This is a genomic window from Sphaerisporangium sp. NPDC005289 (genome assembly GCF_040607455.1).
Classification (GTDB): Bacteria; Actinomycetota; Actinomycetes; order Streptosporangiales; family Streptosporangiaceae; genus Sphaerisporangium; species Sphaerisporangium rhizosphaerae.
In genome coordinates, this window is record NZ_JBEXGS010000005.1 from 265,474 (window position 1) to 279,168 (window position 13,695).

General features: G+C 74.0%; 10 protein-coding genes. 6 read left to right on the forward strand and 4 right to left on the reverse strand.

The genetic code is table 11. The annotated features are described in order from the left end of the window. Positions 1–25 precede the first annotated feature (25 nt). Positions 26–1,003 (reverse strand): CHRD domain-containing protein, encoded by a 978-nt coding sequence (locus ABZT47_RS11875; protein WP_354839354.1) that lies wholly within the window; start codon positions 1,001–1,003, stop codon positions 26–28. 150 nt (positions 1,004–1,153) lie between these two features. Then, positions 1,154–2,461 carry an MFS transporter gene (locus ABZT47_RS11880; RefSeq protein ID WP_354839357.1) on the reverse strand — a complete coding sequence of 436 codons (1,308 nt, stop codon included), beginning with the start codon at positions 2,459–2,461 and terminating at the stop codon, positions 1,154–1,156. A gap of 303 nt (positions 2,462–2,764) precedes the next feature. On the opposite strand from ABZT47_RS11880, the gene ABZT47_RS11885 reads away from it, so the two are divergent. Continuing rightward, complete coding sequence (locus ABZT47_RS11885) at positions 2,765–3,676, forward strand: site-specific recombinase (protein ID WP_354839359.1); 912 nt, start codon at positions 2,765–2,767, stop codon at positions 3,674–3,676. Here ABZT47_RS11885 and ABZT47_RS11890 read toward each other — a convergent pair. Together ABZT47_RS11890 and ABZT47_RS11895 are read right to left on the reverse strand one after the other, a co-directional pair. Continuing rightward, positions 3,663–4,262, reverse strand: a complete 600-nt coding sequence (locus tag ABZT47_RS11890) for a cupin domain-containing protein (protein WP_354839729.1) — start codon at positions 4,260–4,262, stop codon at positions 3,663–3,665. The genes ABZT47_RS11885 and ABZT47_RS11890 overlap by 14 nt on opposite strands. Positions 4,263–4,318: 56 nt before the next feature. Next, on the reverse strand, positions 4,319–4,672 hold the full coding sequence (locus ABZT47_RS11895; RefSeq protein ID WP_354839362.1) for a VOC family protein: 354 nt from the start codon (positions 4,670–4,672) through the stop codon (positions 4,319–4,321). A gap of 87 nt (positions 4,673–4,759) precedes the next feature. On the opposite strand from ABZT47_RS11895, the gene ABZT47_RS11900 reads away from it, so the two are divergent. The 5 genes from ABZT47_RS11900 (at position 4,760) to ABZT47_RS11920 (ending at position 13,567) form a co-directional block, all read left to right on the forward strand. After that, a complete protein-coding gene (locus ABZT47_RS11900) occupies positions 4,760–6,613 on the forward strand; it encodes an SWIM zinc finger family protein (RefSeq protein ID WP_354839365.1) in 1,854 nt (617 codons plus the stop codon). Further along, positions 6,610–8,292 (forward strand): DUF5691 domain-containing protein, encoded by a 1,683-nt coding sequence (locus ABZT47_RS11905; RefSeq protein WP_354839368.1) that lies wholly within the window; start codon positions 6,610–6,612, stop codon positions 8,290–8,292. Before ABZT47_RS11900 ends, ABZT47_RS11905 begins: the two co-directional genes overlap by 4 nt. 348 nt (positions 8,293–8,640) lie before the next feature. Further along, on the forward strand, positions 8,641–9,705 hold the full coding sequence (locus tag ABZT47_RS11910) for an AAA family ATPase (RefSeq protein ID WP_354839371.1): 1,065 nt from the start codon (positions 8,641–8,643) through the stop codon (positions 9,703–9,705). A 325-nt stretch (positions 9,706–10,030) separates the two neighbouring features. Beyond that, positions 10,031–12,265: a DUF5682 family protein gene (locus ABZT47_RS11915; RefSeq protein WP_354839374.1), complete on the forward strand. Its 2,235-nt coding sequence runs from the start codon at positions 10,031–10,033 to the stop codon at positions 12,263–12,265. A gap of 120 nt (positions 12,266–12,385) precedes the next feature. Then, positions 12,386–13,567, forward strand: a complete 1,182-nt coding sequence (locus tag ABZT47_RS11920) for a VWA domain-containing protein (RefSeq protein WP_354839377.1) — start codon at positions 12,386–12,388, stop codon at positions 13,565–13,567. The last annotated feature ends 128 nt before the right edge of the window (positions 13,568–13,695 follow it).

The following is a 13,695-nucleotide window of genomic DNA, read 5'->3' on the forward strand; positions in this document are numbered from 1 at the left end:
TGGATCGTCCAGAGGATCTCGGGGGTCACCAGGAGCCGTGGGCGGAGCGGAGCCGGCCGCGGACGGCGCCGTCGGGGAACCCGGTGGTGTGCAGGTTGGTGTACCAGTTCTTCGGCGTCTTGACGATGCCCCTGGCGATGTCGCCCTTCACCGGCGCGACGCCCGCGATGCCGTACACGCCCGCGGGCAGGCCGTTGGCGTCGGCGAACAGGTCCACGACCACCGGGCCGTTCTTGCCCCTCTTGCCGCGGTGGATGTGCCCGTTGGTGACCGGGTCCAGACGGGTCCAGACGGTGGCGTAGTACAGCTTGGAGCCCTTGACACCGACCAGCCACTGCGAGGCGCCGTCGGGGTCCCCGACCTTCTTGCCCGGTTCACGGACCTCCTGCGCGCCGCTGCCCTCCGAGTGCAGCCGCGTGTGGGTGTCCCGCGCGAGGACGCCGGCCAGGTCGATGGGGTGCGACACCCGCTCGAGCTGGGCGCGTACCGCGCCGCCGGGGAACTCGCCGGTGTGCACGTTGAGGTAGAACTTCGACGGGCTCGCCTTGATCGAGGCCAGCAGCCCCCGGTCGGCCTTCACCGTGCCGGCCAGGGCGCGGGCGCTGCCCGGCAGGGCCTCCCCGAAGAACGGGATCTTGACATCGCCGTTGACGCCCGCCTTGCCCTTGTGGATGTGGAACGCGGTGGGGGCGGCGATGCCTTCCCACCGGACGGCGTAGGTGACGCGGTCGCCGCTGACCCGCAAAGCGACGAGAGCGGCGCCGTTCTTGTCCCCGACGGCGGGCCCGCCCTTGACCGGGACCTCGTTGCGGCCGGTCAGATGCCCGACGAAGTAGGCGTCCGACGAGACCGCCGCCGCCGGGGCCGCCGAGGCGGAGGCCGGTGCGGCGGCGGTCCATGCGCTCGCGGACCGCGGCGCCGCCTGGGCCGCCGACGGCGCGAGGGCCGCCGCCGCCAGCCCGGCGGCCAGGACGACGCCCGGAAGAGCGAGGGTCTTGTTCATTTCCGGTACCTCTCATGTCACTGCTCGGTTGCGGTGCTTGCCCCCTTCATTCGCGGGTGAGCCACTGTTGGATTGCTTGTCGAATGTGCACTTTTACTCATTCGCACTACCGAACAAATAGGACATAAGCCGCTACAATCCCGCCCTTGGTCAGACTCGCGCGGCCTCGTCGGTGGTCGCGGCGGCATCGGCGTCCTCCACCCCGGCCGGGGCCGCGGGCAGGCCGCGCACGCCGGGAACGGCGAGGACGACGCAACAGGCGACCGCCTGCCAGACCGCGCCGAAGGCCAGCACGCCGGTCACCCCGGCGGCCGAGGCCGCCGGACCCGCGACGGCCAGCCCGACGGGGCCGAGGACGAACGCCCCCACACCGGTCAGAGAGGTGACCCGCGCGAGCACCCCCGCCGGCAGGTACCGCTGGTTGGTCGTCGCGTAGAGCGTGCCGCACACCGCGGAGCCGGCGCCCGCGACCAGCGCGCCGGTCGCGATCACCGCGACCGGCGCCCCGGCGGCGATCGCACCCGACGGCAGAGCCCAGCCGAAGGTGGCGACGGTCGCGACCAGGAGGGGGCGGCGCACCGCCCGTCCGCCCATCATGGCGAACCCACCTCCCACGGCCCCGCCGCCGTAGCACGCCATGATCAGCCCCCACGCGCCGGCCCCGCCCAGCCGCTCCTGCGCGACCACGGGCCCGAGCACCAGGAACGGCGCCCACACGAGCATGTTGAACAGCGTGAACTGCAGGGTCGTGACCCAGAGCCAGGAGTGTGCGCGAAAGTGCCGCCACCCCTCCGCCAGTTCCCCGATCGCCCTTCCTCGCATGGCCGGTACCGGTGGGGGACCGGGGCTGGCCAGGCGGAGGAGCATGAGCGCGACGGCGCTCACCGCGTACGTGCCCGCGTCCAGGGCGACCACCGCTCCCGGGCCCAGCACCGCCACGGCGACCCCGGCGAGCGCCGGGCCGCTCACCGACGCCAGGGACTGCGCCAGGCCCGCGAGCGCGTTCGCGTCCCGCAGCTTGCCCGCGTACCGGTCACCGCCGGCGGCGACCCGCGGGATGAGGGCGCCCCGTGCCGGCATGAAGAACGCCTCCCCGGCCCCCCACACCGTGACGAGCGCGACGAAAGCCCACAGGGGCGGACGTCCGGCGAGCAGCAGGACGGCCAGGGTCGCCTGGGTGACACAGCGCAGGACGTCCGAGCTCACCATGACGCGCCGCGGGCCCACCCGGTCGGCGACGACTCCGGCGAACGGCATGAGCGCGACCATGGGGACGATGCGGGCGGCCATGACGTACCCCAGCTCCGACTGCGTGCCCCCGCCGCCGAGCACCGCGAAGGCCAAGGCCAGCGACGCCATCGCCGAACCGAGCAGCGAGGTGGCCTCGCCGACGAAGAACAGCCGCAGATCCCGATGAGCCAGCGCGGCCATGCGCCGCCGAAGCCTTTTCCCGACCATGCCCCTCACCCTGCGCGGTGGGCATCAGGCCATGCAACGGTTCGGCTGAGAGAAGTTGAGTCCCTTTACTGCACCATCTTCCAGTGACGCATCCGCTCTTGACGTATCCCTGCTGACCTGATGATCCGTCCGGCTAGACTTCGACCGCCGGCGGTCGTCCGGCAGGTCTTTTACTGCGGCAGCGCTCGTCTCGAAGATGCCGGTCGGCGATGTTTTACTGCGGTTTCGTACATTCGACAACGAGGTGGCGAAGCGACGCCACCTCGGCACCGCCCGTGGCGGGCGAGAGGGAGGCGACACGTCGTGCACCCGAGCACGCACGGTGGCGAGGGCGATGTGACCACCTCCCCGCCGCCCGTCGAATACGCCGTCGCGATCGACCACTATCTGGCCACGCTCCGGCTGGGAGAGGCGTCGCGGCGGGTCTACCGCATCGCGCTGGCCACCTGGGCCTGGGCGCTCGTCGGCAGGACCCCGCCGCGGGGGAGGGCGCGCCGCGGCGCCGTCCCGCCCATCGTGCCGCTGGCCCTGCTGGACGCGCCGGCCACCGCGCTGCGCCTGCGTTCGGCGCTGGACGAGCGCGCCGCGAGCGCCGACCCGCGCACCGTCGGCCGCGAGCTGTCGATCCTGCGCGGAGCCCTCGCGTGGTGGCGCGTGCGCGGCTGGATCGACGGCGATCCGCTGCACGTCGCGGGCGCACGGCTCCGGTCTCCCGCGGCGCCGGCGGCCGCGCTCGCGGTGCTCACCCCTGAGCAGGTGGCGCAGATCTTCGGCCTGCCGGCCGACCTGCGCGAACAGGCCTGCTGGCGCCTGCTGTACGAGACCTCGGCCACCGTGGAACGCGTGCTCGCCCTCGACGTCGACGACCTCGACCTGGCGCGGCGGCGCGTCAGGGACTCCCCGTCACTGCGCTGGGGCCCCGGCACGGCGCGGCTGCTGCGGCTGCTCCTGCTCGGCCGCACCACAGGCCCGCTGCTGCTGACGCGGCGCCGCGCGGCCCCGGGCACGCCCGAGCACGACCGCTGCCCGGTGACCGGCCGCGGCCGGTTGTCCTACCGGCGCGCGGCCGAGGTGTTCACCGCCGCCACCGTCCCGCTCACCCCCTCAGGCCACGGCTGGACGCTCCGCCGGCTGCGCTCGGCGGGGGCGGCCCACCGGCAGCGGCCCGCGCGCCCGCCCTTCAGGCCGGACGGGCACGAGGTCACAGGGCCGTGAAGTCGGCGAAGTCGAAGCCGGGAGAGACCACGCAGCTCACCAGCACCTGTTCGGCGCCGGCCGGGCGTGCCGCCTGCCAGGTGCCCGCCGGCACCAGGGCCTGTGGCACCTGACCCCGCTCCACCGCAGGGCCGAGCGTGATCTCCCGCCCGGCCGCCGGCCGGTCACCGTCGCCGCCGAGCACGAGGGTCAGCGGACCGCCACGGTGCCAGAACCACACCTCGTCCGACCGGACCGCGTGCCACACCGACTCCTCGCCCGGCTGGAGCAGGAAGTAGATGCCGGTCGCGCTCTGCCGCACCGCGCCGTACCCGGCCGGCTCGAAGCCTTCCGAGGTCCGCCACGTCTCGCGGAACCACCCGCCCTCAGGGTGGGGGAGCAGGTCCAGCGCCTCGGCCACCGGCGGGCGCCGCTGCACCGCGACGAACCGCCCCGACACGTCCCGGCGCAGGAACCGCAGCCCGCCGTCGTCGTCCACGGCCACCACCGGCTCCGGGCCGCTCAGGCTCGCGTTGGCGACCCGGAGGGCATCGTCGTCATCGGCCGCCTCCAGACCGGGACCATCGGGACAGGCGGCGAGCGTCATCACGAGCACAGCCGGAACTCTAGTGCCCTGCTCAGCTCGCGACACTGGTGCCCTGCTCAGCTCGCGCGTTCGCCGAGGACGCAGAACTCGTTGCCCTCGGGGTCGGCGAGCACGACCCACGGCACCGCCTCCTGCCCCACGTCGGCCCGGCGGGCGCCCAGTGCCAGCAGGCGATCGACCTCGGCCTGCTGGTCGACCGGGCGGAAGTCCAGGTGCAGCCGGTTCTTGCCCGCCTTCTCCTCCGGCACGGGGGCGAAGAGAAGGCCCGGCAGCACGTCCTCGGCCAGCCGGATCTCGTACTCGTCCTCGGCGTCGTTGACCACGACCCAGCCGAGCGCCTTCGCCCACCACTCGCCCAGCGCGACCGGGTCGGCCGAGTCGATGACCACTTGCTCCCAGATAAGACTCATGGTGCTCCCGTACCCCTGGTCCGGGAGGTATTCCGGCCCTTTCGCGCGGCCCGGTTTTTGTCGGAGGCCGTGGCTAATGTGCCTGGTGTGATCGAACGTTGGAGCCGTGAACAAGTGCTCGCGCTCGCCCCCGACGCATCCTCCCAGAAGGGCGCGCAGAGCGTGAGCACGCCGGCGAAGTGGCCGGCGACGGGGGCGACGCCCGACGTGCTCTGGGGTGAGTGCAAGGGCAGCGGCGCCACGCCGTACCGCGCGTGCGTCGACCTTGCCGAGCCCGCCTACCGCTGCACCTGTCCGAGCCGCAAGTTCCCGTGCAAGCACGCGCTCGGCCTGCTCCTGCTGTGGTCCGCCGACGGCGTCCCGTCCGCCGATGCCTCACCCGACTGGGTCACCGAGTGGCTCGAGCAGCGCCGAGCCCGCGCCGCCAAGGCCGCCGCGCCACGAAGCGGCACCCCGACCGCCGGCCCAGGGACAGCCGGCCACGCCGACCCCGGCTCGGCTGGTCACGCCGGTCCGGGGACGGCCGGTCACGCAGGTCCCGGGACGGCCGGTCACGCCGGCTCCGGCTCGGGCCCCGGCCACGCGGCGATCCCGCCCACGGGCGACACCGAAGGCGCGGCCGGTGAGGGCATCGGCGCGCAGGCAGAGCCCGGGGCGCCGGGGCTCGCCGACGGGGGGACGAGGCTTGCGGATGGCGGACCGGGTGTCGTGGACGGCGGGCCGGGTTCCGCCGACGGCGGCGAGCCCGATCGGCGGGCCGTCCAGCGTGAGCGGCGGGTGGCGGCGGGCCTGTCCGAGCTCGAACGATGGCTGGCCGACCAGATCGGCCAAGGCTTGGCCGGGGCCCGGAAGAGCGCTCCGGCGCAGTGGGAGGAACTGACCAGGCGGCTGGTCGACGCGCAGGCGCCCGGTGTCGCCGGCGTCGTCTCGCGTCTGCCCCGCGTGCTCGCCGAGGAAGACTGGCCCGCCCGGCTCCTGGGTGAGTACGGCCTGCTCCACCTGCTCGCGGTCGGCTACCGCCGCGCGCCCGAGCTTCCCGCGCCGCTTCGTGACACCGTCCGGTCGCGGGTGGGTTTCCCCACCTCCCGAGAGGAGGTGCTGGCGGGGGCGACCGTGCGCGACCACTGGCACGTGCTCGGCTCACGCGACGAAGAGCAGGACCGTCTCGTCTCACGCCGGGTCTGGCTGCGCGGGCGCACCAGTGGCCGTTTCGCCCTGGTGCTGTCGTTCGCTCCGCCCGGTCAGGCCCTGGACGCCTCGCTGGTCACCGGCACCGTCATGGACGCCGAGCTGGCGTTCTATCCCGGTGCCGCCCCGCTGCGCGCGCTGGTCGCCGTCCGGCACCAGGCGGCGCCGTCCGGGCCCCCACCCGGGGCCGGGGCGCGTGCCGCGCTGGACGAGTTGGCCGCCGCGCTCGCCGCAGACCCGTGGCTGGAGTCCTGGCCCGTCGTGCTGACCGATGTCGTCCCCGCCAGACGCGCTGACCGATGGCTCCTCGCCGACCTCACCCCGGCCCCGGATGACCGTCACAACCCAGGGGCTGACCGGCACGGCCCGGGAGGTAACCGGCAGCACCCGGGGGACGAGCACGGCCAGGGGAGTGAGCGGCATGGCCCGAGGGGTGGCCGGCATGACTCGAGGGGTGAGCGACACGGCCCGGGGGATGACGGGCACGGCCCGCAGAGCGAGCGGCACGGTCCGGAAGGTGACCGGCACGGCCCGGGAGGTAACCGGCAGCGCCCGGGGGACGAGTGGCACGGTCCGGGGGGTGCGCGGCCGGGGCTACTCGGCGGGATGCCGCTGCATGCCTCGATGGGCGTCCCGTGGCGGCTGCTGGCCGTGTCCGGGGGCGAGCCCGTCACCGTCGCCGCCGAGTGGACGCCAGGTGGCCTGCGCCTTCTCACGACATGGGATGAGGAGAACCGGGTGGTGGTCCTGTGAGTACGGCTGAGGAGCGGGGGAGCGGCGGCGTGGTGATCACCGGGGAGGAGTGGGAACGGTTGGTGTCGGCCGCGCTGGTGGGCACCGATCGGCGGCCCGTGCCCGGTCTGCTGGGCAAGGCGGCGGCGCACACGGCGGGCACGCGGGCGGGACAGCGGCTTCACAGGGGCGAGCCGCTGCCCATCGCGTCTCCCGAGGAGCAGCCACTGGTGCCGCGCGCGGCCGGTGAGCGCGCCGCGCGCATCCTCGGCGGTGAGCATCCCCGGCTGCTGCCCGAATGGCTGGAGGCCGCCGCCGCGCGGGGGTACCGCCTGCCGTCGAAGCTCATCCCCTCGGTTTTGGACCAGGGGGCGCGCGACCGCTCCCTGCGCCCTCCCATCGGCGTGCTGGCCGGGGCCAGGGGGCGCTGGCTGGCCTCCCTCAACCCCTCGTGGGCCTACCTCCTCGAAGAGGCCTCCGCCCACCTGCCCGCCACCGGTAGTGGACCTCCGGGCACGGTCGGCTCCCCACCCCCTGGCGGACCTCCGGCAGGTGGCGCCTCTCCGGACGCGGGTGATCCTTTGGCAGGTGGCACAGCTTTGGACGCGGGCGGACCTCCGGCAGGTGGCGTCTCTCCGGCTGGTGGCGGGTCGCCGGGCATGGGTGGAGGGCCGGCCGTTGAGGGGACCGGAGGGCCTGGGGAGCCGGGCATGGGGGGCGGCGATGGGGAGGGGCCGGACGATGTGAGTGTGCCGACGCATCCTCTCTGGGAGTTCGGCACGCGCGGCGATCGGCTGTCCTACCTGCGAAGTCTGCGCACAGCCGACCCCGTGGGCGCTCGCGCGCTCTTGCTGCGGAGCTGGGATGAGGAGTCTCCGGAAGACCGGGCCGCGTTCGTCCATGTCCTGGCCGAGGGGTTGTCGATGGCGGACGAGCCGTTCCTCGAGGCCGCGCTCGATGATCGGCGGCGCGAGGTCCGGGGCCAGGCGGCCGACCTGCTCACCCGGCTGCCCGACTCCCGGCTCGGCCGCCGGATGGCCGAGCGGGCCGCCCGGTGCCTGCGGCTGGCCGGTGACCGGCTCGTCGCCGAGCCGCCCGCCTCCTGTGACGCCGCCATGGAACGCGACGGAGTCCGCGCGCGTGCGCCCGGCGGCACGGGCCCGCGCAGCTGGTGGCTCCAGCAGATCGTCGCGCACACCCCGCTCGGCTTCTGGACCGGCCACTTCGGGCGTACGGCCAAGCAGATCGTCGCCCTCAACAACGGTGACTGGTCCAGAGAGGTGAGGCTCGGCTGGGAGCGGGCCGCCGTGCTGCAGAACGACGCCACGTGGGCGCGGGCGCTGTTCGCCGTGGAGCCGCTCACCGACCTGCTCGCCGTCCTGCCTCCCGGCGAGCGCGCCGACAAGGCCGCCGAGCTGGTTCGCGACCAGCCCGTCGACGGCCAGCTGATCATGATGCTCGGTGGCGTCCCCGCTCCGTGGGGCGCGGCGCTGGCGAAGGCCGTCCTGGAGAAGATCCTCGACACGGTGGAACGCCAGCCGTGGAACCTCGGCGAGCTGGTGCGGCTGGCGGGCGAGCGCGTCGACCCGGCCTTCCATCCGATAGCGGCGCGGCTGTCCCTCGAACCGCCGGTCCAGGAGGTCGCCGCCACCCTGCGCTTCCGCTCCGACATGCTCGCCGAACTGGAGGCCGGCGCGTGAATCTCGTCCCGCATCGCCGGCCCGTCACGCGGCCCGGCTTGCCCCATCTCCCCGAAGGAGGGCATGCCGACCCTCCTTCCGCGATCTCGCCTCCGGGCGAAGCGCGCGTGAGGCGTTCTGATGCGCTCCCGCCTCCAGCGGGCGGGGGCGTCGAGTGCACTCCTTCGATCTTCTTGTCCACGGACGGACGCGGGACGCGTCCACCCGCGAGGTCGCGGCGCGCAGGCGGGCGTGATCCCGTCGGCCCGCCGCGACGGCCGCGCGGGGGCGCGGTGGCGGCGCGACCGGTTCGTCCTCTGACCCCCATCTTCGATCTGGCCGACTACGCGGAAGCGAGCTGAAGCCGACATGACCGTCCTGCGTCCGCATGCGGAAGACCTTTATGCCGAGGAGCTGGCGATCCTGGCCAAGTCCGACGACCGGCCGAGGCCGCCGGGCTGGCGGCTCTCGCCTTGGGCGGTGACCACCTACCTGCTCGGCGACGGCCGGGAGATCACGCCCAAGTACATCGGGCCGCGCCGCATCGTCGAGGTCGCCGTCGCCACCCTCGCCACCGACCGGGCACTGTTGCTGCTCGGCGTCCCCGGCACCGCCAAGACCTGGCTGTCGGAACACCTGGCGGCCGCGATCAGCGGCGACTCCACGCTCCTGGTACAGGGTACGGCCGGCACCGCCGAGGAGGCGATCAGGTATGGGTGGAACTACGCGCGGCTGCTCGCCGAAGGGCCCTCGCGCGAGGCGTTGACGCCCAGCCCTGTCATGCGCGCCATGGCCGAAGGCCGGCTAGCCCGTGTCGAGGAGCTGACCCGCATGCCCTCAGACGTGCAGGACGCGCTGATCACCGTCCTGTCCGAGAAGACGCTGCCGATCCCGGAGCTGAACCAGGAGGTCCAGGCCGCGCGCGGGTTCAATGTCATCGCCACGGCAAACGACCGCGACCGCGGCGTCAACGAGCTGTCCAGCGCTCTTCGGCGGCGGTTCAACACCGTCGTCCTGCCCGTGCCCAACACGGCCGAGGAGGAGGTGGAGATCGTGTCCCGCCGGGTGGCGCAGCTCGGCCGTTCGCTGGAGCTGCCGCCGACGCCCACCGGGCTCGAGGAGATCCGCCGAGTGGTCACCGTGTTCCGTGAACTGCGCTCAGGGGTGACGGCGGACGGGCGCACGACGGTGAAGTCCCCCAGCGGCACCCTCAGCACCGCCGAGGCGATCTCCGTGGTGACCAGCGGCATCGCGCTGGCCGCCCACTTCGGTGACGGCGTGCTGCGCGCCGGGGACGTGGCGGCGGGCATCGTCGGCGCGGTGATCCAAGATCCCGTGTCCGACCGCGTCGTCTGGAACGAGTACCTGGAGACGGTCGTGCGCGAGCGCGCCGACTGGCGCGACTTCTACCGGGCCTGCCGCGATGCCTCCTGATTCCCCCGCACACGTCATGACGCCCCTGGTCCCGGCCACCGGCGAGCCGGCTCGGCGACCCGCGAAGCCGGCCCCGGCCATCGCCGAGGCCGTCGAGGGGCCCGCCGCGGCGCCCGCGGTCCCCTCCACGGTGTCCGCCCAAGATCCTCCAGTCGCTCCGGCCGAAGGCGGAGGCGCGGGTCGAGCGGAAGACGAAGCCGATGCCGGTCTCGAGGCCGAGGATTCCGGCATCGGCCAGGTGACCGATGGCCGGAGCGCCACAGGGCGTGCGTCCGAGGGGCGGGAGGCCGGTGGGCGTCGGGTGGGGGCCGGGGCGGCGGTCACGGTGCTCGGCATCCGTCACCACGGGCCGGGCTCCGCCAAGGCCGTGCTCGCCGAGTTGGACAGACTGCGCCCCGACATCGTGCTCATCGAGGGCCCGCCCGAGGCCGACGCGCTGGTCGCCCTGGCGGGCGATCCCGGCATGGAGCCGCCCGTCGCCCTGCTCGCTCACGTGCCGGGCGACCCGGCCAGGGCGGCCTTCTGGCCGTTCGCCGGGTTCTCACCCGAATGGCAGGCCATCCGGTACGCGGCCCGCGCGGGCATCCCCGCCCGCTTCTGCGACCTGCCCGCCGCCCACAGCCTGGCCGAACACCCAGCCCTCCCACAGCCGGACAACGCCCCCGAGGCCGATCGGAGACCGGAGGAGGGGGTGCGGCTGGATCCCATAGGGGAGTTGGCGCGGGCGGCCGGGTACGACGATCCGGAGCGCTGGTGGGAGGACGCCGTGGAGCACCGCGGCGGTGACACCCCGTTCGAGGTGATCGCCGACGCGATGGCCGCGGTCAGAGAGGGGTACACCCCGCACGAGCACGAGGCCCGGCGCGAGGCGTACATGCGCAGGACGATCCGCGCCGCCTTCAAAGAGGGGCACCGACGCGTCGCCGTGGTCTGCGGCGCCTGGCACGTGCCGGCGCTGCGCAAGCCGGGGCCCGCCGCGCCCGACGACCGCATCCTGCGCGGGCTGCCCAAGGTCAAGGTGGAGATGACCTGGGTGCCGTGGACGCACGGCCGTCTGGCCTCCTGGAGCGGCTACGGCGCGGGCATCACTTCGCCCGGCTGGTACGACCACCTGTTCAGCGCGCCCGACCGCCCGATCGAGCGGTGGCTGGCGGCGGCCGCCCAGGTGCTGCGCGAGGAGGACCTTCCGGTCTCCTCCGCCCACGTCATCGAGGCCGTGCGGCTCGCCGAGAGCCTCGCCGTCGTCCGGGGCCGCCCGCTGGCCGGGCTGAGCGAGGTCACCGAGGCGGTCAGGGCGGTGCTCTGCGAGGGCGACGAACTGCCGGTGGAGCTCATCCAGCGGCGCATGGTCGTCGGCGAACGCCTCGGCCACGTCCCCGACGACACTCCGATGGTGCCGCTCCAACGTGACCTGCGCGACCGGCAGCGGCGGCTGAAGCTCCAGCCCGAGGCGCTCGAACGCGACCTCGACCTCGACCTGCGCAAGCCGCTCGACCTCGACCGCAGCCGCCTGCTGCACCGGCTCGGCCTGGTCGGCGTCCCCTGGGGCGCCTCGCGCGAGGCGCGCGGCAAGGGCACCTTCCGCGAGTCGTGGACACTGCGGTGGCTCCCGGAGTTCGACATCGACCTCATCGAGGCGGGCGCGTACGGCACCACCGTCCCGGCGGCGGCCACCGCGCGGGTGCGCGAACTGGTCGACCTCGGCACGGTGCGGACGGCCCGGCACGCCGCGCCGAGCGCCGGCTCCGCCGCGCGACCCGCGGTGACGCTGGCTGACCTGACCAGGGTGGCCGAACGGTGTCTGCTCGCCGACCTGCCGGAGGCCCTTCCCGACGTCCTCACGTCCATCTCCACAAGGGCGGCGCTGGACAGTGACGTCACCCACCTGATGGCGGCGCTGCCGGCCCTGGTGCGCGCCCAGCGCTACGGCGATGTCCGCGGCACCCCGGCCGCCGGCCTGTCGGTCATCGTGGAGTCCCTGCTCGGCCGCATCTGCGCGGGACTCCCGGCCGCGGTCACCGGGCTGGACGACGACGCGGCCCGCGAGGTGCTCGGCCATGTGGACGCCGTCCACGCGTCGGTGGGCCTGCTGGAGTCGCGCAGGCAGGGCTGGCTGGCCGCGCTGCGCGGCGTCGCCGAGCGGCGCGACCTGCACGGGCTGATCGCCGGCCGGTTGACCCGCATCCTGCTCGACGCCGGCACGATCGCGACCGAGGAGGTCGCGCGGCGCATGTCCCGTTCGATGTCGGCCGGCAACCCGCCCGCGCGGGCGGCGGCGTGGGTCGAGGGGTTCCTGTCGGGCAGCGGCCTGCTGCTGGTCCACGACCCGGGCCTGCTCGGCCTGATCGACACGTGGCTGACAGGGCTCACCGCCGAGGCGTTCGTGGACGTGCTGCCCTTGCTGCGGCGGACGTTCGCCGCCTTCAGCCCGCCCGAGCGCCGCGCCATCGGCGGGCGCGTGTCCTCCGGCGAGTCCGAGAGGGCGAACACGCCCGAGGCGGACGCGGACCGTGCCGCCCCGGCCGTGCACACCGTGCTCTCCATCCTGGGGAGCGCCTGATGCGCCGGACGGCGGGCCGGGGTGCCACTTCCCTTGGCACTCCGGCCCGCCGCCGGAGCCGGCGCGGGACGCCCGCCGCCGGAGATGACCGGTACGCCGGACGGGTGGAGGGAGATCGGCATGGATGAGCGGTTACGGCGATGGCGGCTGGTGCTGGGCGGCGACGCCGACGGCACCGGATGCGCGCTGGGCGGCGATGACGCCCAGATGGACGCCGCGCTGGCCGCGCTCTACAACGGCGGGCGCGGCTCGGGCGATTCCGGCCGCGGCGGGGGCGGCGACTCCCCGCGCGGTGCGGGGCTGGGCGCCTCGGCGCCGCGGGTGGCCCGCTGGCTGGGCGACATCCGCACCTACTTCCCTTCCACGGTCGTCCAGGTGATGCAGAAGGACGCCATCGAACGGCTCAACCTCACCCGCCTGCTGCTCGAACCCGAGATGCTCGAAGCCGTCGAGCCCGATGTGCACCTGGTCGGCACGCTGCTGTCGCTCAACCGGGTCATGCCCGAGACGGCTCGCCAGTCCGCCCGCACGGTCGTGCGCAAGGTCGTCGAGGACCTCGAACGGCGGCTGGCGCAGCGCACCAGGACCGCCGTCGCCGGGGCGCTCGACCGGTCGGCCCGCACGCACCGCCCGCGCCGGGTGGCCGACATCGACTGGAACCGCACGATCCGCGCCAACCTGAAGAACTACCTGCCGGACAGGAACACGGTGGTGCCGTCCCGGCTGGTCGGGTACGCCCGCCGGCAGCGCGCGGTGATCCGCGAGGTGACCCTGTGCATCGACCAGAGCGGTTCGATGGCGGCGTCGGTGGTGTACTCCAGCGTCTTCGGCGCGGTGCTCGCCTCGATGCGGTCGCTGCGCACGTCCCTGGTGGTCTTCGACACCAGCGTGGTGGACCTCACCGAGCAGTTGCACGACCCGGTGGAGCTGCTGTTCGGCACGCAGCTCGGCGGGGGCACCGACATCAACCGGGCCATCGCCTACTGCCAGGGGCTGATCACCCGTCCGGCGAACTCCATCTTCATCCTCATCAGCGACCTGTACGAGGGAGGGGTGCGTGAGGAGATGTTGCGCAGGGTCGCCGCGATGACGGCGGCCGGCGTGCAGGTCATCGTCCTGCTCGCCCTGTCCGACGAGGGTCAGCCGCACTACGACCGTGACAACGCCGAGGCGCTGGCGGCCCTGGGAGTCCCCGCGTTCGCGTGCACGCCGGACGCCTTCCCCGGGCTGATGGCCGCGGCGATCGAACGGCGGGACATCGCCCAGTGGGCCGAACGCACCCTGTCGGTCCGCGCGACCTGACGGCCACCGCGCCGGTTCGACGCCATGCGGTGGTGACGGGCCGTGAGTCGGGAGGTGATGTGGCCGTGGCCATCGGGGCGACGAGGGTGAGAAGGGTTTTGCGGGGATGGGAGTGTTTTGGGATGGTA

Coding starts and splice junctions, on each gene's coding strand:
- ABZT47_RS11880 (WP_354839357.1), bottom strand. CDS start 2,461: ATGGTCGGGAAAAGGCTTCGGCGGCGCATGGCCGCGCTGGCTCATCGG.
- ABZT47_RS11875 (WP_354839354.1), bottom strand. CDS start 1,003: ATGAACAAGACCCTCGCTCTTCCGGGCGTCGTCCTGGCCGCCGGGCTG.
- ABZT47_RS11910 (WP_354839371.1), top strand. CDS start 8,641: ATGACCGTCCTGCGTCCGCATGCGGAAGACCTTTATGCCGAGGAGCTG.
- ABZT47_RS11890 (WP_354839729.1), bottom strand. CDS start 4,262: ATGACGCTCGCCGCCTGTCCCGATGGTCCCGGTCTGGAGGCGGCCGAT.
- ABZT47_RS11895 (WP_354839362.1), bottom strand. CDS start 4,672: ATGAGTCTTATCTGGGAGCAAGTGGTCATCGACTCGGCCGACCCGGTC.
- ABZT47_RS11920 (WP_354839377.1), top strand. CDS start 12,386: ATGGATGAGCGGTTACGGCGATGGCGGCTGGTGCTGGGCGGCGACGCC.